Source organism: Thiohalomonas denitrificans (assembly GCF_016841685.1).
GTDB lineage: Bacteria > Pseudomonadota > Gammaproteobacteria > Thiohalomonadales > Thiohalomonadaceae > Thiohalomonas > Thiohalomonas denitrificans_A.
This window is the reverse complement of record NZ_JAENYR010000073.1, coordinates 1-17,065: the sequence shown is the minus strand read 5'-3', so window position 1 is coordinate 17,065 and position 17,065 is coordinate 1. Positions and strand designations below refer to the sequence as shown.

The window sequence follows — 17,065 nt, the reverse complement described above, 5'->3', positions numbered from 1 at the left end:
GAGCCCCAGCGACGCGGCAATCTGGGGTTTTGGGAGCAGGAGATTACTTCGTCGCTTAGGCTCCTCTAATGACAGCGAGGGCAAGTTCATCAGGAGGCTCCTCGTAATGACAGCGAGGGCAAGTTCATCAGGAGTCTTTGCGATCTTTGCGGTAGAAAATTAAATTTAGGTGTCGAATATGGATTGGGAATGTGTCATCGGGCTTGAGATTCATGCCCAGCTCGCTACCAAGAGCAAGATTTTCTCCGGGGCTTCCACGGCCTACGGCGCCGAGCCGAATACACAGGCCTGTGCGGTGGACCTGGGGCTGCCGGGTGTACTGCCGGTGCTGAATCGGGAAGTGGTGCGCATGGCTGCGAAGTTCGGCCTCGCCATCGGTGCACATGTCGCTGAGCGTTCGGTCTTTGCCCGCAAGAACTACTTCTACCCGGATCTGCCCAAGGGCTATCAGATCTCCCAGTATGAATTGCCCGTGGTCGAGGGAGGACACCTGGACATCGAACTGGAGGACGGGGAGACCCGACGCATCGGCGTCACCCGTGCTCACCTGGAAGAGGACGCCGGCAAGTCCCTGCACGAGGACTTCCACGGCATGACCGGCGTCGACCTCAACCGGGCCGGCACACCGCTGCTGGAGATCGTCTCCGAGCCGGAACTCTGTTCGGCCAGGGAGGCGGTGGCTTACATGAAAAAGATGCACTCCCTGGTCCGCTACCTGGAGATTTGCGATGGCAACATGCAGGAGGGCTCGTTCCGCTGTGATGCCAACGTTTCGGTGCGTCCGAAGGGTCAAAAGGAGTTCGGCACCCGTGCGGAGCTGAAAAACCTCAACTCTTTCCGCTTCGTCGAACGTGCCATCGACTTCGAGATCGAACGCCAGATCGCCGTCATCGAGGGTGGCGGTGAGGTGGTGCAGGAGACGCGCCTCTATGATGCGGACAAGGGCGAGACCCGCCCGATGCGTTCCAAGGAGGAGGCCAACGATTACCGCTACTTCCCGGATCCCGATCTCCTGCCGGTGGAACTGGATCGAGGCTTTGTGGAAGAGGTGCGCAAGACCCTGCCGGAACTGCCGGGTGAGAAGATGGAGCGCTTCGTAACCCACTACGGTCTCTCCCGTTACGATGCCGGTGCGCTGACTGCCTCCCGGGAGATGGGTGATTTCTACGAGGCCGTGGTGAAGGCCTCCGATGGCGATCCCAAGCTAGCCGCCAATTGGGTGATGGGAGACCTGTCCGCATTTCTGAACAAGCACGGGAAGGAGATCACCGAATCGCCGGTCTCCGCCGAGATGCTCGGCGGGATGCTCAAGCGTATCGTCGACAACACCATCTCCGGCAAGATCGCCAAGGATGTCTTCGAGGCCATGTGGAACGGCGAAGGCGATGCCGACACCGTAATCGAGTCGAAAGGTCTGAAGCAGATCACCGATACCGGCGCCATCGAAGGCATCATCGAACAGGTCATCGCCGATAACCCGAAACAGGTCGAGCAGTACCGCGCCGGCAAGGACAAGGTCATGGGCTTCTTCGTCGGCCAGGTGATGAAAGCCAGCAAAGGCAAAGCCAATCCCCAGCAGGTCAACGAGCTGCTCAAGGCGAAGCTCGGCTAAGCCGTTTGCACCACGAAGGACACGGGAATCACGGGGTTATAACGGACGTAGGGTGCATTCTTCCAACACACCGCTCCACCGACGACCGGAGCCGCCACGTCAAGAATATGCCCCCGGAACGGCCAAATTCTGCAAATGCACCGTTTCGCCAAATGACCGACTCCGGGTGTGGAGGCATTCTCCTAAAGCACCGTTTTGCCAAACGACCGGAGTCGCGGCGCATTTAGTATCGGGCCTCACGACGGTATGGGGTATCGCGTAAATGCGTCGGCTTTGTGGGTACGTTGGGGGCTTATCGAGAATGCGCCCTACGTGGGCTCGGAATGCACCATCCCGTAGGGTGCATTCTTCCAACACACCGCTCCACCGACGACCGGAGCCGCCACGTCAAGAATATGCCCCCGGAACGGCCAAATTCTGCAAATGCACCGTTTCGCCAAATGACCGACTCCGGGTGTGGAGGCATTCTCCTAAAGCACCGTTTTGCCAAACGACCGGAGTCGCGGCGCATTTAGTATCGGGCCTCACGACGGTATGGGGTATCGCGTAAATGCGTCGGCTTTGTGGGTACGTTGGGGGCTTATCGAGAATGCGCCCTACGTGGGCTCGGAATGCACCATCCCGTAGGGTGCATTCTTCCAACACACCGCTCCACCGACGACCGGAGCCGCCACGTCAAGAATATGCCCCCGGAACGGCCAAATTCTGCAAATGCACCGTTTCGCCAAATGACCGACTCCGGGTGTGGAGGCATTCTCCTAAAGCACCGTTTTGCCAAACGACCGGAGTCGCGGCGCATTTAGTATCGGGCCTCACGACGGTATGGGGTATCGCGTAAATGCGTCGGCTTTGTGGGTACGTTGGGGGCTTATCGAGAATGCGCCCTACGGCATTCCCCGTAGTTTCCTTTGGGGGCCATGACCGAACTTGCGAATCCAAAAAAGGGTCTCACCGGTTATGAATGACACACTACAGCGGTTCCTCTTCGAAAACCTCGGCATTCGCGGCGAGCTGGTTCGCCTGGACGCCAGCTGGCAGGCGGTGCTGGAGCGGCAGGATTATCCGCCGGTGGTTCGGACCCGGCTGGGCGAATTGATGGCTGCCAGCATTCTGCTTTCGGCAACACTCAAATTCGACGGCAGCATGACCCTGCAGGTCCGGGGCGATGGTCCCATCGGGATGATGGTGGTCGAGTGCACCAGCGCGCGTACGCTTCGCGGCCTGGCGCATTGGGAGGGCGAGCCCGATGAGGCCAGCCTGACCGGCCAATTCGGTGATGCCCGGCTGATCATTACCATCGATCAGAAAAAAACCGGACGCGATCGCTACCAGGGTATCGTGCCTCTGGAGGGTGACAGCTTCGCCGAGGCCATCGAAGGCTATCTCTACCGCTCCGAACAGCTGCCCACCCGGTTGTGGTTGGCGGCGGACAGCGATAGTGCAGCCGGCCTGCTTCTCCAGGATTTGCCGGGACAGTACAGCGAGGAAGACGCCTGGAATCGCGTCTCCACCCTGGCCGAAACGGTGACCGAACCGGAACTGCTCGATCTCGAGCAGGGAGAGGTGATCCGGCGTCTGTTCCATGAAGAGGATGTTCGGGTGTTCGAGAGCGAGCCCGTAAGCTTCCGCTGCTCCTGTTCCCGGGAGCGAGTTGAAAGTGCGCTGCGCGGCCTCGGCCATGATGAGGTGACGGATATCATTCGCACTGAAGGCGAAGTGGCGGTCAATTGCGAGTTTTGCAATCGCCGTTATGCTTACGACGCAGTGGATGTGGAGCGCCTGTTTGCCGGTCCGGAACAGCCCGAGGTCTCAACCACCCGCCACTAGCAGGCTGTCGTTCCTTCTTGAATATGCCCCAGCCCCTGCCGGTTTCTCCCGTAGGGTGCATTCTTCAAATGCACCGCTTCTCCGATCGATGATGGGGTTCGCGGAGCTCACCCCATCCTACATTTCTGTCCGGAAGCCGACCTACACGGAAATACATCCCAAACGGTGCCGGTTTCTCCCGTAGGGTGCATTCTTCAAATGCACCGCTTCTCCGATCGATGATGGGGTTCGCGGGGCTCACCCCATCCTACATTTCTGCCTGGAAGCCGACCTACACGGAAATAGATTCCAAACGGTGCTGGTTTCTCCCGTAGGGTGCATTCTTCAAATGCACCGCTTCTCCGATCGATGATGGGGTTCGCGGGCTCACCCCATCCTACATTTCTGTCCGGAAGCCGACCTACACGGAAATACATTCCAAACGGTGCTGATTTCTCCCGTAGGGTGCATTCTTCAAATGCACCGATTTCCCGATGATCAATGATGGGGTTCGCGGGGCTCACCCCATCCTACATTCCTGTCCGGAAGCCGACCTACACGGAAATACATCCCAAACGGTGCCGATTTCTCCCGTAGGGTGCATTCTTCAAAGGCACCGATTTCCCGATCAATGATGGGGTTCGCGGGCTCACCCCATCCTACATTTCTGTCCGGAAGCCGACCTACACGGAAATACATTCCAAACGGTGCCGATTCCGTAGGGTGCATTCTTCAAAGGCACCGTTTTCCCCATCAATGATGGGGTTCGCGGAGCTCACCCCATCCTACATTCCTGGCCTTCTCCCGTTGGTTCGATGTCCATCCGTGCGTCCAATTTCATCCCTCTATTCGGCCTTTCTCTCCGCATTGCAACATGCAATGTGCGCGCGTCATGACAATCGCCTATTGCAAATTGCGACTTCGAAAAAACCCACCGGTTTTCCCTAACTAACTGTCTCCTCAACCAATTTTGCCGTTGGCACAGACCGTGCTCTATTTCTGGTGAGCAACCACGAAGGGGACGGGGGTTCGTGAACTGGATACAGCGAATGCTGAGCCGTAAACAGGAGACCACCGTGCTGGCGGTGCCGCATACCGTCACCCTGCCTCAAGTGGGTGAAGTGGCGATTTCCCGCACCCTGGACTGCATCGGCGCGGCGTGTCCCCGGCCGCAACTGCTGACGATGCGCGTGCTGGACGAGTTGGAGGAGGGCGAGATGATTGAACTGCTGTCCGACAACCCGGCCACGGTGGAGACCCTGCCGGCCCTGATGTTTTCACAAGGCGGGACCCACGTGGCAACGCTCAGGCGAGGCGATCACTGGCGCGTCTATATGCGCAAAGGCGTGTACGAAGCACCGAAAAACCGATTTTGAGGATAATCCATGACCGAAGAGAACGTACTTCCGGGAACAGTCGTCGATAGCCGTGCAGGCAGCGGCAGGATATCAGCCGCGATCATCCTGGGACTGGTGGCGCTCGGCTCCATTGTCGCTCTGAGCATCGATACCCGTTTCGTCTACTTGCTCGTCTACGTCTGGTTTGGCACTGCCTATGGTTTGCTCCTGCAGTACGGTCGCTTCTGCATGGCATCGGCGGTCCGCGACCTCTTTGCGGTCGGTGTGCCACGGATGGCGGTAGGCATGCTGATTGCCGTCGCCCTCTATTCGCTGATGGCCGCCGGGGTGCAATCGGCCGGATTCAGCACCTTTGCCCCGCACCCCCTGGGCTGGCACATCGTCATCGGCGGCCTGATCTTCGGCTTCGGTATGGTTTTCACTGGCGGCTGCGCCTCCGGCTCGCTCTACAAGGCGGGGGAGGGCAACGTCGGGTCCATGCTGGTCATCGTGGCCATCTCCTTCTCCCAGGCCGCCTTCGTGGCAATGGGGGACTGGTCGGACCGGTTCGTGCCCGCCGCCTGGACCGAAGCAGCCGAGGCCACCGGCATGCCCGAGGAGCTTTCGGTCACCAATGGTTGGTTCGACCAGTTCATCAGCGGCTACATCTGGAACCTCAACGGCACCACGGTCGCAGCGTCGCTGGGCATGGAGGATTCCGCCGCCGGGATCTACTTCGCCAACTCGTTTCTCTCGGCAGTACTGCCATCGCTGCTGTTGCTGGTGGTTCTCTACCTGTTTTTCTATCGCCGCAGCTATCTGCGCCGCAACAAGATCGACCGAGCCGGACTCGGCGACAACGCCCGCGGCATGTGGGCGATGATCACCTCCTCCAAAAACACCGCCCTCGCCGGTATCGGGCTCGGTATTTTCGCCGGCCTGCAGATGTGGACCACCGGCGCCCTGCGCGAGCACTACAACATCTTCGGCTTTGGTGAACTGCTGGAGAGCATGGGCTACGAAAGCGGCCTTTCGCTGCAGGGCACCGTGTTCGACCCGGGGTACTGGTACATCACCACCCAGGAAGCGCAATGGGGCGGCTGGCTGCTCAACAAGCTCGGTGTCGAGAACATGGACAACATCTTCTTCGGGCTGGAGAACGGTCTCCCCAATCCGCTGCTGAACGCTCCGGGCTTCATGTCCATCGGCATCATTCTCGGTGCAGCTGTGATGGCGCACATGCGCAGCGAATTCAAATGGAAGATGCCGAGCCTGGAGACGGCGGTATTCGCCCTGGTCGGCGGCACGCTGATGGGTATCGGCGCGCGCATCGGCATGGGCTGCAATATCGGCGCCTTCTTCGCCACGGTCACCAATGGCGACCTGAGCGGCTGGGTATTTCTCGCCGGCATGATTGGTGGCGGTTACCTGGGTGTGAAGGGCTTCAATGCCTGGCTGGAGTGGCGTGCTTCACGCGAAGGCGACTTCGCACTGTAAAAACGAAAAACCGGAATAAGGAGTAAAAAAATGGCAGTGAAATTCGAGCAGACCGGGGACGGCGCATACTCGCTGGACGTGCGCGGCTACAGCTGTCCGCACCCGCAGATGTATACCAAGAAGGCGCTGGAAAAGATGGCAGCCGGGGACGTATTGACCCTGCAGTTCGACAACCCCTCGTCGGGGGAATCGATCCTTGCCATGTGCGAGTCGAGTGGCAACGAACTCATCGATCGCGCCGATGGCAGCGATGGTTCCACCTGGAAAATCCAGAAGGCGTGACCATGAAACTAGGCGTTGTGATTACCGGAGAGGAGATGGCCGGCCCGGCCGTCGGCCTGCTTCAGGCGGCGGCGGACCGGAACCACGAACTGCGCTGCTTTCTCACCGACACCGGCATACGGGCGCTCGACCAGAGCCGCATCCAGGAGCTGGTCGGGTCGGACCGGCTGACGCTGGCGGTGTGTGAATTCAGCATGGAGCGGTTCGAGCAGACGGTGCCGTCCGCGGTTGCCGATGCCGTGATCGTCGGGGGGCAGTACCAGGATGCGGAACTGGCGCACTGGTGCGACCGCGTCGTGGTGTATTGAGGGGATAACAGCATGCAGAAACAGATCTTGATCATTGCCCTCGACAAACGCTCCGAGGCATTGCGAATGGCCGCCGGCCTCACCCTGCTCGACGACCCGGTGAAGGTCGCCCTGTGCGGCGAGGCGGGTGCCGATGCAGAGGAGCACCTCGATGCACTGGACTTTGCCGACGTGCCGGTTCAGCAGCTCGAGCCGGACAGCGACGAAGGCATGCGGGCACTGGCCCGCGAGATCACCACGGCAGATGCGGTGTACATCGTATGAGCGAAAAACGAATTCTGTTGATGAAGGCAGCAACCCGAAGCGATGGCTTCGATCAACGCCTGCACAAGGCACTGGAGGAACTGGGCTGCGATGTCGCCGAGTGCGACGCGGCCGATGCCTCCCGGGCCCTGGATCTGCTAGGCGAAAACCGGCTCCCTGTCGTATTGAAGTAACGGAAGCGGCGACGGCGAGACGAATCAAAGGTGTACGGAGGAGTGGGAGAGATGATGCGAAATCAAACGAGCAGTCAATTCGGTCGGTATCGAATCCCGGCAATAGGACTGAGCCTGACCCTGGCCATGGGACTGTCCGCCTGCGGCGGCAGTGAAGATGAGACCTACACATCGAACACCACGGACAGGGTGGTTCAGGCCACCCCGGCGACGATAGCCCAGGAATCGGCCGACAACTACGACAACAACGTCAACGGCCTGATCACCGGCAACACCCTCAAGAGCTGGATCGACAACTGGGAAGGCAACCGCCCCAGCGGCATCGATGGCAAGCTGGTGATCTTGCAGACAGGGAGTGGTGAGGCCGGCTATGAGTTCATCAAGCCGAATGGCACCAATGTTTTCACCTATCAGGCCAGCGAGTGGGATGAATCCCGTTCGAACGGGGTCATAGAGACCCGTTCCATGGTGCCGAGTGGACGGTCTATGGATACCTTCCTGGCCAAATACGGCATCGACCCGGCCGAGGACATGATTATCTGTGCCCAGGGCACAGCAGGAGCGGGCCAGTCGATGCGCGCCGGACGCTGCTGGTACATGTTCCGCTACTGGGGGACGCCCAAGGAGCATCTGGCGGTCCTGAACGGGGGTAACCAGTGGAACGGCGAGGGTGACAACACCGCGCTGGATGTCAGCTATTTCGCCGTAGCCGGCAGCACCCCACCGATGAACGGTACCGCCAGCGTCAAGGACCTGCCGGAGATCAACTTTGCCCTGCAGGCCACCCTGGAAGACATGATGAATGTGGTGCCTTCGCAAGACGCCAACCTGCTCGGTGACGGTGTCTTTATTTGGGATGCGCGCGGTAACAACTTGCCAACCAGCCTGGATTCGAGTGGAGTTCCGGCTGATGGTGTGGATTACATTGCGGGTAAAAAGGGGGACAGCGACGAATACTCGCCCAATGACGATTACGACTTCCGCAATTACGGCGCCACCCAGGGCCACCCGAACGGAGCGCTGCTCCTGGCGTACTCCAATATCGCTGACGGGACTGAGGGCTGGACCTTCAAGTCCAAGTCCGAAATCCAGGCCTACCTGAACGGCCAGCCCGATGTCGACGATAACCAGTTTGTCGATGGCACTCTGCAGGGCGTCGGCGCGGGCCGGGCCTACCAGGAGGGCGATACGATTTATACCTATTGCGAGACCACCTACCGCGCGATGGTGACGGGTTTCGCCTCCGCGGCCATTCTTGGTCTGCCCACCCGCTTCTATGACGGCGCCATGTACGAGTGGCATTCGATGGCCAACGTTGTGGCCGTAAGTAGCGATGGCGACACCATTCTGCCCTGGGATTCCCCCTGGCGCACCGACAAGTCGGAGTGGAGTATGTTCCGCACGGCCAGTGACCCGGCCAATGTCGCTCCGCGTGCCATCGTCAATGCCTACGCCAGTTCGGCCAACGCCATCATCAACGAAGACCTCGCCTACAAGGGCATCACCGTTGACGACGGCGGCGATACGGGAACTGACTCCGATGACGGCGGTAGTTCCGGTGGTGGCGTTGAGATGCCAACCAACAGCTGTGGCTAACCGCACGGGGGCGGGCGGGTTCGCTCGCCCCTGCCTGCTAATGGCATGAAACGCTATTTCATCAGCGCAATCGCCCTGCTCGCAGCCACCATCGCGGGCGGGTGGTTCTGGACAACCTCAGCGGAGGATGCGGTGGAGAGCTTTCTCGACCAGCACTGGGCACACCCGATTGCTCCCCAGGGGACGCCGCCGGTGGGATTTTCTCCGCTGGAGGCCTCCCTCGGGGCGGAGGCGTGCGCCCAGTGTCATCCGGACCAGCACCGGGACTGGCGTCAGAGTCTGCACCGCAAGGCGCTCGGTCCCGGGATCCGCTGGCAATTGCGGCTGATGGACCAGGAGGCGGCGAACAAGTGCCTGCGCTGTCATGCCCCCCTCGCCGAGCAGAAGGCCCTGCTGGCGCGGGAGCATGGGTGGCCGAATGTGCCGGCCGGTGACCTGCCGGAGTATGTGCCCCCGGACCTCGGTCATCAGGGGGTGATGTGCTCCAGCTGTCACCTGCGCGACCACCAGCGTTTCGGGCCGCCGTCCCGGGGGGCGACCCGCGAGCCGGCGCACGACGGGTTCGAGGTGCGTGCCGCCTACCGGGACAGCCGTTTCTGTGCCACCTGTCACCAGTTTCCGGAGGATGGGCCGCGGCTCAACGGCAAGCTCCGGGAGGATACCCTGGCGCAGTGGCAGGCCAGCCCCTGGGCGGGGGAGAAGACCTGCCAGCAGTGCCACATGCCGGATCGTCGGCATGAGTTCCGGGGTATTCATGACCCGGAGATGGTACGCCGGGCGGTGGAACTGACGCTGGAGATCGTCGAGGGCGACGATCGGGGCCTGATGGCTGAGGCATCCCTCGGCAACGTGGGGGCGGGGCACCACTTCCCGACCTACATGGTGCCGAAGGTCTATCTGCAGCTGTCGCTGGTCGGCCCGCAAGGGCAGCGGCGTCCACTGGCCGAACGGACCATCGGTTGGCAGGTGGACACGGCCATTACCAAAGAACTGGCGGATACCCGCCTCCCGGCCGGCGAATGGCTGAAGGTTCGACAGCCGTTGGCTTCGCCGCCCGGAGAGGGGTGGGTGGTGGAGGCCGCCCTGAAGGTAGCGCCCGCCGAGCACTACGAGCGGACCTACATCGACATGCTGAAACAGGCGGACAAGATGGATGCGGAGACTTTGGGATTATTGCGTCAGGCGTTGACCGAAGCACGGGCAACCCGTTTCGAAGCGCTCCGGTTGCGCGAGCCCGTGCCCGTTCCCGGGGGTGCCTCGTGAACGGCCGTCTGGTCGGCGTGGCTCTGGTCACCGGCTTCGGTCTGCTGGTAATGACCACCGTAGTGGCCGCCGAGGAGGGAGAGCGGCGCCTGAAATTTCGTGAAAGGGGGCCCGCCTGCATGTGCGTAGGCGGCCTGAGTGAAGACGACATTCGCCGCGCCGAGCGGCAACGAAAAGAGCCGGATGAACGCCGGAGCGGCTCCGGTACAAAAAGAATCGACGGCGAAAACGCCGGCACCGAAGAAAAGCAGAGAGGAGATGACTGATATGGGACGCAGGATACAGACCATGCTGAAAGGCATTCGCAGAACGGTGGTGACAATCGCGTCTCTGGGCGTAGTTGCGACCGGACTCGCAGTGGTGGACTCATCACTGCCGACTTCGATAGCAGGCGAACCGGATGCCGGTTGGGGCGCCGAATCGCTGGCCGAGGGGACCGGACAATCTTCCGGCTTTTCCCTCATCGGAATCGCCAACGCGTGCGGACTCGGTGCCTCCAGCTGTTTCAAGTGCCACGACGGTAATCGGGCCGAGGCACCCAATATGGATGAGAGCGCCGCGCCCTGGCACGTCCAGCACGACAAGGTGAATCACTCGTGCAACGGCTGTCACAACGGCAACCCCCGCATCATCCGCAAGTCCATGGCGCACCGCGACCTGATTGTCAATCCCAACGAAACACCGGATCAGTCCTGTGCCAGTTGCCACGAAGGCGACGAGGCCGATGAATACCTGCAACGGTACCTGACCGCCGCATCTGGGGAGAAATAAAATGACGATGAATAACAAGAGAAAACAGCGCCTCGCCATTTGGGTCGCGGGAGCACTGGCGGGCAGCCTGCCGCTGGCCGCCTCCGCCGGACCGACGGTGAACTTCGGAGAGCAGGGATCGGTGACGTTCAACTATGCCCTGCAAATGTGGGCACAGTATGAAGACTTCACCTCATCCAACGACGACGGCGACCAGACGGATTTCTTCCTGCGTCGCAATCGCCTGACCTTCACCGGACAGTACAACGACTACGTCGGCTTCTACGCCCAACTGGAGGGTGGCGTCGACAGCAAGGACGGGGAGGACGACAGCTCGACCTTCTTCCGTGATGCCTATCTCACCCTCGACTACAGCGACCCGCTACGCTTCATGGCCGGGCGGTTCAAAAACACCTTCTCGCGCGAGAATCTCGAGGCCTGTCTGGAGCCGTTGACACTGGATCGCAGTGCGATGTCGTTCACGCCCTTCGGCGGAAGCCGTGACACCGGTGTCGCGGTGTGGGGCAATCTGGCTGACGGTGCTCTTCAGTATCGCCTGATGCTGGCGGATGGCCGCGAGGCTGATGAGGTGGCACAGGATAACCCCCGCATGACGGCCCGTGTCCACTGGAGTCCGCTGGATCCCGAGTACGACTATGGGTATCGCGGCACCTACCTCGGCACGCAGAAGGTCTTCACCATCGGGTTCGCCTACGACACCCAGGCGGATGTCGCCTACAGCGACTTCACCACCGGGCGGAACAGTGCCGAAGACTACACGGCCACCACTGCGGATGTGTTCTTCGAGTATCCGACCGCAGCCGGCACCTTCACGGCTTCGGCGGCCACATTCGATTACAGTATCGATAACGCCATCAACGAGGATCCCGATTTGGCTTTGCCCGCCAACTCGGAACTTGACTCCTCGTATGGCAAGGTGGGTTATCTGTTCCCCAACAAGATCGGCATCGGGCGGCTGCAGTTGTTTGCCCGCTATGACACGTCCGATTTCAATCTCGACTCGGGTCTGCTCGACAACACCACCACTGCCGGCGGCTTCAACTACTACATCGATGGGCAGCAGCTGAAGCTGACGGGCGAGTATCGCAGTGTCGATTTCGACAATGTCGAGAGCGGGACGAATCCGGCGTTGCAGGATCACGATCAGGTGACACTCGGATTCCAGATGATATTCTGATGTTCCGCCACAGCCGGGGCCTCTGCCCCGGCTGCATGGTGAATTGATAAAGAGGTGTGCATTTGTTTGGAATCCGGTCGTTTCCACCCGCCAGACTATGGCAGGTCGGTCTTTTCGCTGTCCTGATTATTTGCGTCGGGGCGGCAACATGGGGGGCGGCCTATGCCGCTGCCCGCTTCCCCTGGGTCGCTGCGCTCAGCGTCGTGATCGCAGTGCTGGCGACCCTCGCCACGATGCGCTGTCATGTGGCGATCAGAAGGATTCGGCAGGGGTTGATTCAGGCCAGGGAGGGGCTGCTCGTCCCGGTCGACACCGCCGTGGCCGACGGTCCCTTTTTGCGGCGCTTCATTGGTGACTACAACACCACCATTCACACCCTCGGCCGCATGTTTTCAACGGTCGAGGAGTGCCAGGCGCGGGCGCTCAACGAGCGCAACAAGATGGATGCCATCCTTCAGAGCCTTCCCGGCGCCTTGCTGCACATCTCCGACGATCTGGAAGTCGCCAGTTCCAACAAGACGGCCGAGGTGCTGTTCGGGCTACCCCCGGAACAGCTGAAAGACGCCAATCTTTTCGATCTGCTCGAGGTCGGTGAACACGATCGTGATGTTCTTCGCGACGCCTTCCTCTACAAGCGTCCGGTGCGAAACCGCGAACTGCTGGTTGCCCTCGACAGGGGAGAGCGCTGGCTCTCCATGAATCTCGCCTTCATCAATCAGCACGAGGCGGATATGGGTGCGGTGGTTACGCTGCAGGATGTTACCGACTACCGCCAGCTGCAGGACAGCGTCGCCATTCGTGAGAAGCTGGTGGCGATGGGTCAACTCGCCGCCGGAGTCGCCCATGAACTGAATACCCCACTCGGCAACATCCTCGGCTACTCCCAGCTGCTGCGGGACTCCATGGAGGATGAAAAACTGCTCGGCTATGCGGTCGTGGTTGCCGACGAAACCAAACGCTGCTCGCGGATCGTGCAGGACCTGCTCAACTATGCGCGGCAGGATCAGTGCAGCGGGGACATGTGTGAAATCGTTCCACTGATCCGTGAATTGATCGACACCTTCATGAGCTGCCGGCTCAAGCGTCACCAGATTGTCATAGAAATGGACCTGCCCGACCAGCGTCTGGTGATCGACGGCGGCTGCGGGCAACTGGACATCGTCCTTACCAATCTGATCCTGAACGCCATTCAGGCCGTCAGCCGGGTAGAGGAACCGCGCATCCGCATCGGCGTACGTGAGGACGACAGCGGGTTCATCGCCATCGAGGTGGAGGATAATGGTCCCGGTATACCGCACGAGGTGCGCAGTCGAATCTTTGACCCCTTCTTCACCACCAAGGATGTTGGCGATGGCAGCGGCCTCGGTCTCTCGATCAGTCAGGCGATGATGGTCCGGCGTGGTGGTTTTATCCGTCACGATCCGGAATACTCCGACGGTGCTCGCTTTGTTTTACGACTGCCGGCGGTGAGCGCCGAGTACGTCAAGGCGGCCTCATAAGCGAATCCCCGACTCTATGACTACAGAAAACCGTCCTACGATCCTGGTATCGGAAGATGATGTGCACATGCGCGGGCTTATCGCCAATGTGCTTGAACCTTTGGGTAATGTGATCTGCGCCCGCGATGCGGACGAGGCCAATTCGTTGCTCGATGCCAATGACGTCGCCGTGGTGGTGACGGACCTGCGCATGCCCGGACCGGATGGTCTTCAGGTACTCAAGCACGCAAAGTCCGTCAGTCCCCTGACCCAGGTCGTGCTGGTGACCGGCTACGCCACCGTGGAATCGGCCATCGAGGCGTTCAAGAGCGATGCCTTCGATTACATTCGAAAGCCTTTTGAAAACCTCGAATTGCGCTGCACGGTCGAGCGTGCGTTGGAGCACTTCCAGTTGAGTGAAGAGAACCGTCGCCTGCGCGCCCAGAATCGGATCTATAAGGAAAACGGAGGATTGATCGGTCAGTCGCAAGCGATGGTCCGGGTGCAGCAGACCATCGATGCCGCGGCCGGCTATGACTGCAGCATTCTGATCACCGGCGAGAGCGGTTGCGGCAAGGAGGTCGTCGCCCGGCAAATGCACATGCAGAGCAATCGGCACGATCGTCCCTTTGTTGCCATCAACTGCGCCGCGATTCCCGAACACCTGATCGAGAGCGAACTGTTCGGCTTTCAGAAAGGCGCCTTTACCGGCGCCGATCGCACCAAGCCCGGCCTGTTCGAGACCGCCAGCGGCGGAACGCTGTTTCTGGACGAAATCAACAACGCCTCCCTCTCGCTACAGGCAAAACTGCTGCGGGTGCTGGAAGACGGCGGGTTCTATCCCATGGGCGGTACCGAGCCGCGCCACGTGGATGTCAGGGTACTTGCCGCCAGCAACCGGCCGATGCAGGAGCTGATCGCCAGCGGCGATTTTCGCGAGGATCTCTATTACCGGCTGATGGTGATGGAGGTGGCGATTCCACCGCTGCGCGAGCGTCGCGCCGACGTGCCGGTGCTCGGCTATTTCTTCCTCAACAAGTTTGCGAGCCAGTATGGCAAGCCGGTGCGCCGCCTCTCTACCGAGGTGCTCGCCGGCCTGCTGCGGCACGACTGGCCGGGCAATGTCCGTGAGCTGGAGCATCTGATTCAGCGCATGGTGATTCTGTGCGAGAGCGATGAAATCGGGAGCGACCTGTTGCCGCCGCATCTGTCGCGAACCTCCGAAAGCCACACCGATGATGGCGGAACGATTCCACCGCAGAGCCTCGAGGAACTGGAAATCTGGTTTATCCGCAAGATCCTGCGTGATACCCAGGGTGACCGGAACCTCACTGCCGAAATTCTCGGCATCGACAAATCCACCCTCTGGCGCAAGATCAAGCGCCACGGGCTTGAAGCCTAGTCGCTTTTGGCCCGGGGTGAACCGACGGATCGCGAGAGTTCGCAACCTCCAAAAGAATGTGTGGTAATGTGGGTGTCAGTTTAATCAATGACCCCTTTTTCTGCCGTCACGACTTGAACTTATTCAAAATAAGTGGCGGCTGATATCAGTGCGATTTTCCAGAGACTGTCGATATTGATTGATTACTAGTTGACCGATCCCTACTTGACCATTTAAAAAATACGTGAATCTTTCCCTCTCTTCGTCGCCGACACTGCTGCAAACCCACGCGCTGCATATGGAGCGCAACGACGAGCCGCTTTTCTCGAATCTGGAGTTGTCGGTCCTGCCCGGTCAGGTCCTCCAGATCGAGGGACGCAATGGCAGCGGGAAAACCACTCTTTTACGGATCCTCTGCGGCCTGACCCTTCCCACCAGTGGTGAAGTGCGCTGGAACAAGCGCAATATCCGCGAGTGCTATCCGGATTTCGTTACGGACCTTTGCTATGTCGGCCATGTGCCCGGCGTAAAAGGCGATCTGACACCCCTCGAAAACCTCGAATTCTTTAGGGCGGGACGGCAGCGGCGCACCGGCATCACCGCAGAGCATGCGCTGGAGCGGCTGGGGCTGCCCGCAGAGTGCGAGGAGATCCCCTGTCGGAGGCTGTCGGCCGGTCAGCAGCGACGGGTCGCACTGGCGCGTCTGCTGATCACTGAGGCGCGATTGTGGATACTGGACGAACCCTTTACCGCTCTCGATCCCCAAGGTCGCGATACGGTCGAGAGCCTGTTGGCCGAGCACCTGGCAGCGGATGGCCTGGCCGTGGTCACTACTCACCATGTCATGGCATTCGAGCATGGCGAAGTGATCAAGCTGGATCTCTCCGATGACTGAAACGAGTCTGAGCAGCGCACTGCTGGCAACCTTGCGACGCGATCTGCTGCTGGCCTATCGCCATCGTTCGCAACTCGCCAATCCCCTGGTTTTCTTCACCATCGTGGTAACCCTGTTTCCACTCGGTATCAGTCCGGACCCGGTGCTGTTGCAGACCCTGGCTCCCGGTGTGGTCTGGGTAGCGGCACTGCTTGCCGCGATGCTGTCGCTGGAGGGAATGTTCCGTTCCGATTTTGACGACGGTACTCTCGAACAGATCGTGCTGAGCCCCCACCCGCTATCGCTGGTGGTGCTGTCCAAGGTATTGGCGCACTGGCTTATCAGTGGATTGCCGCTTCTGTTTCTCGCACCCCTGCTGGCGCTATTGCTGCACATGGACCCGGCGGTGATGGGGGTTTTGCTGGCCACACTGGCACTGGGCACCCCGGTGCTCAGCCTGGTCGGTGCCATCGGGGTGGCGTTGACGGTGGGATTGCGCCGGGGTGGTGTACTGCTGTCGCTGCTGGTGCTGCCGCTGTACATCCCGGTGTTGATCTTCGCCGCCGGCGCCGTAGGCAATGCCGATGCCGGTCTCGAGGTCACGGGTCAGTTGGCACTGCTCGGTGCACTGCTGGCCCTGTCGGTGGCCCTCGCGCCACTGGCTGCCGCCGCCGCCCTGCGGATCAGTCTGAATTGAGTAGGGTGCATTCTTGTATGCCAACTTGTAGGGTGCATTCTTGGATATGCAACCGTGTTTTATCAGAGCCGATCAATTGACAGAGTGCACCCACCATGGTTGGGGCACATTCAAATGCACCGTTCGATGGTGGTCGGAGCCGGCGCATTTGGGAAGTGCCTCCACACCGGTTGGTGCATCGGATAGCCCGGCGGCTTTGTGGCAATGGGGGTGGCGCATCGAGAATGCGCCCTACGGCAACCGCTCCGGTGGTGATCGGAGCCGGCGCATTTGGGCTGTGCCCCACACGGGATACGAAGCATTCCGCAAGGTCATCGGCTTTGTGGAAATGGGGTGGCTGTAGGGTGCATTCTTGATAGGCCTCGGTCTTTTGATAGCGCCGATTAATTTACGGAGTGCATCCACCGTGGTTGGGGCACATTCAAATGCACCGTTCGATGGTGATCGGAGCCGGCGCATTTGGGATGTGCCCCACACGGGATACGAAGCATTCGGCAAGGTCATCGGCTTTGTGGAAATGGGGTGGCTGTAGGGTGCATTCTTGATAGG

Annotated in this window: 17 protein-coding genes; all 17 read left to right on the top strand. The window is 60.3% G+C overall.

Annotated elements, in window-relative coordinates; all coding sequences use genetic code 11:
• Positions 1 to 178 precede the first annotated feature (178 nt).
• The 17 genes from gatB to ccmB all read left to right on the top strand — a co-directional run bounded on the left by gatB (position 179) and on the right by ccmB (position 16,516).
• Positions 179 to 1,612, top strand: a complete 1,434-nt coding sequence (gene gatB, locus Q7L05_RS13865; protein WP_303907825.1) for an Asp-tRNA(Asn)/Glu-tRNA(Gln) amidotransferase subunit GatB — start codon at positions 179 to 181, stop codon at positions 1,610 to 1,612.
• Positions 1,613 to 2,569: 957 nt separating this feature from the next.
• Entirely contained in the window at positions 2,570 to 3,439 is an 870-nt protein-coding gene (hslO, locus tag Q7L05_RS13860) for an Hsp33 family molecular chaperone HslO (RefSeq protein ID WP_303907822.1), read from the top strand.
• A 1,028-nt stretch (positions 3,440 to 4,467) separates the two neighbouring features.
• Positions 4,468 to 4,794 (top strand): sulfurtransferase TusA family protein, encoded by a 327-nt coding sequence (locus tag Q7L05_RS13855; RefSeq protein ID WP_303907819.1) that lies wholly within the window; start codon positions 4,468 to 4,470, stop codon positions 4,792 to 4,794.
• Positions 4,795 to 4,803: 9 nt separating this feature from the next.
• Positions 4,804 to 6,252 (top strand): YeeE/YedE family protein, encoded by a 1,449-nt coding sequence (locus Q7L05_RS13850; RefSeq protein ID WP_303907816.1) that lies wholly within the window; start codon positions 4,804 to 4,806, stop codon positions 6,250 to 6,252.
• A gap of 30 nt (positions 6,253 to 6,282) precedes the next feature.
• The gene (locus tag Q7L05_RS13845; protein ID WP_092995015.1) at positions 6,283 to 6,534 is read left to right on the top strand and encodes a sulfurtransferase TusA family protein; all 252 of its coding nucleotides are present in this window, start codon (positions 6,283 to 6,285) and stop codon (positions 6,532 to 6,534) included.
• A gap of 2 nt (positions 6,535 to 6,536) precedes the next feature.
• Complete coding sequence (locus tag Q7L05_RS13840; RefSeq protein WP_303907808.1) at positions 6,537 to 6,842, top strand: DsrE family protein; 306 nt, start codon at positions 6,537 to 6,539, stop codon at positions 6,840 to 6,842.
• Positions 6,843 to 6,854: 12 nt separating this feature from the next.
• The gene (locus Q7L05_RS13835) at positions 6,855 to 7,106 is read left to right on the top strand and encodes a hypothetical protein (protein ID WP_303907805.1); all 252 of its coding nucleotides are present in this window, start codon (positions 6,855 to 6,857) and stop codon (positions 7,104 to 7,106) included.
• Positions 7,103 to 7,279 (top strand): hypothetical protein, encoded by a 177-nt coding sequence (locus Q7L05_RS13830; RefSeq protein WP_303907802.1) that lies wholly within the window; start codon positions 7,103 to 7,105, stop codon positions 7,277 to 7,279. The genes Q7L05_RS13835 and Q7L05_RS13830 overlap by 4 nt, the downstream gene beginning before the upstream one ends.
• 51 nt (positions 7,280 to 7,330) lie before the next feature.
• Positions 7,331 to 8,875, top strand: coding sequence for a sulfurtransferase (locus tag Q7L05_RS13825; RefSeq protein ID WP_303907799.1), 1,545 nt, complete (start codon positions 7,331 to 7,333; stop codon positions 8,873 to 8,875).
• Positions 8,876 to 8,920: 45 nt separating this feature from the next.
• A complete protein-coding gene (locus tag Q7L05_RS13820; RefSeq protein ID WP_303907797.1) occupies positions 8,921 to 10,138 on the top strand; it encodes a multiheme c-type cytochrome in 1,218 nt (405 codons plus the stop codon).
• Positions 10,135 to 10,404 carry a hypothetical protein gene (locus Q7L05_RS13815; protein ID WP_303907794.1) on the top strand — a complete coding sequence of 90 codons (270 nt, stop codon included), beginning with the start codon at positions 10,135 to 10,137 and terminating at the stop codon, positions 10,402 to 10,404. Before Q7L05_RS13820 ends, Q7L05_RS13815 begins: the two co-directional genes overlap by 4 nt.
• Positions 10,397 to 10,909: a hypothetical protein gene (locus Q7L05_RS13810; RefSeq protein WP_303907791.1), complete on the top strand. Its 513-nt coding sequence runs from the start codon at positions 10,397 to 10,399 to the stop codon at positions 10,907 to 10,909. The genes Q7L05_RS13815 and Q7L05_RS13810 overlap by 8 nt, the downstream gene beginning before the upstream one ends.
• 1 nt (position 10,910) lies before the next feature.
• Positions 10,911 to 12,086 carry a selenite/tellurite reduction operon porin ExtI gene (gene extI / locus Q7L05_RS13805; RefSeq protein WP_303907788.1) on the top strand — a complete coding sequence of 392 codons (1,176 nt, stop codon included), beginning with the start codon at positions 10,911 to 10,913 and terminating at the stop codon, positions 12,084 to 12,086.
• Positions 12,087 to 12,148: 62 nt separating this feature from the next.
• Positions 12,149 to 13,585 (top strand): two-component system sensor histidine kinase NtrB, encoded by a 1,437-nt coding sequence (locus Q7L05_RS13800; protein WP_303907784.1) that lies wholly within the window; start codon positions 12,149 to 12,151, stop codon positions 13,583 to 13,585.
• A 16-nt stretch (positions 13,586 to 13,601) separates the two neighbouring features.
• Positions 13,602 to 14,966, top strand: coding sequence for a sigma-54-dependent transcriptional regulator (locus tag Q7L05_RS13795; protein ID WP_303907781.1), 1,365 nt, complete (start codon positions 13,602 to 13,604; stop codon positions 14,964 to 14,966).
• Between the two features lie 223 nt (positions 14,967 to 15,189).
• Positions 15,190 to 15,840, top strand: coding sequence for a cytochrome c biogenesis heme-transporting ATPase CcmA (gene ccmA, locus Q7L05_RS13790; protein ID WP_303907779.1), 651 nt, complete (start codon positions 15,190 to 15,192; stop codon positions 15,838 to 15,840).
• Complete coding sequence (gene ccmB / locus Q7L05_RS13785) at positions 15,833 to 16,516, top strand: heme exporter protein CcmB (protein ID WP_303907776.1); 684 nt, start codon at positions 15,833 to 15,835, stop codon at positions 16,514 to 16,516. Before ccmA ends, ccmB begins: the two co-directional genes overlap by 8 nt.
• Positions 16,517 to 17,065 lie beyond the last annotated feature (549 nt).

Coding starts and splice junctions, on each gene's coding strand:
- gatB (WP_303907825.1), top strand. CDS start 179: ATGGATTGGGAATGTGTCATCGGGCTTGAGATTCATGCCCAGCTCGCT.
- hslO (WP_303907822.1), top strand. CDS start 2,570: ATGAATGACACACTACAGCGGTTCCTCTTCGAAAACCTCGGCATTCGC.
- Q7L05_RS13855 (WP_303907819.1), top strand. CDS start 4,468: ATGCTGAGCCGTAAACAGGAGACCACCGTGCTGGCGGTGCCGCATACC.
- Q7L05_RS13850 (WP_303907816.1), top strand. CDS start 4,804: ATGACCGAAGAGAACGTACTTCCGGGAACAGTCGTCGATAGCCGTGCA.
- Q7L05_RS13845 (WP_092995015.1), top strand. CDS start 6,283: ATGGCAGTGAAATTCGAGCAGACCGGGGACGGCGCATACTCGCTGGAC.
- Q7L05_RS13840 (WP_303907808.1), top strand. CDS start 6,537: ATGAAACTAGGCGTTGTGATTACCGGAGAGGAGATGGCCGGCCCGGCC.
- Q7L05_RS13835 (WP_303907805.1), top strand. CDS start 6,855: ATGCAGAAACAGATCTTGATCATTGCCCTCGACAAACGCTCCGAGGCA.
- Q7L05_RS13830 (WP_303907802.1), top strand. CDS start 7,103: ATGAGCGAAAAACGAATTCTGTTGATGAAGGCAGCAACCCGAAGCGAT.
- Q7L05_RS13825 (WP_303907799.1), top strand. CDS start 7,331: ATGATGCGAAATCAAACGAGCAGTCAATTCGGTCGGTATCGAATCCCG.
- Q7L05_RS13820 (WP_303907797.1), top strand. CDS start 8,921: ATGAAACGCTATTTCATCAGCGCAATCGCCCTGCTCGCAGCCACCATC.
- Q7L05_RS13810 (WP_303907791.1), top strand. CDS start 10,397: ATGACTGATATGGGACGCAGGATACAGACCATGCTGAAAGGCATTCGC.
- extI (WP_303907788.1), top strand. CDS start 10,911: ATGACGATGAATAACAAGAGAAAACAGCGCCTCGCCATTTGGGTCGCG.
- Q7L05_RS13795 (WP_303907781.1), top strand. CDS start 13,602: ATGACTACAGAAAACCGTCCTACGATCCTGGTATCGGAAGATGATGTG.
- ccmB (WP_303907776.1), top strand. CDS start 15,833: ATGACTGAAACGAGTCTGAGCAGCGCACTGCTGGCAACCTTGCGACGC.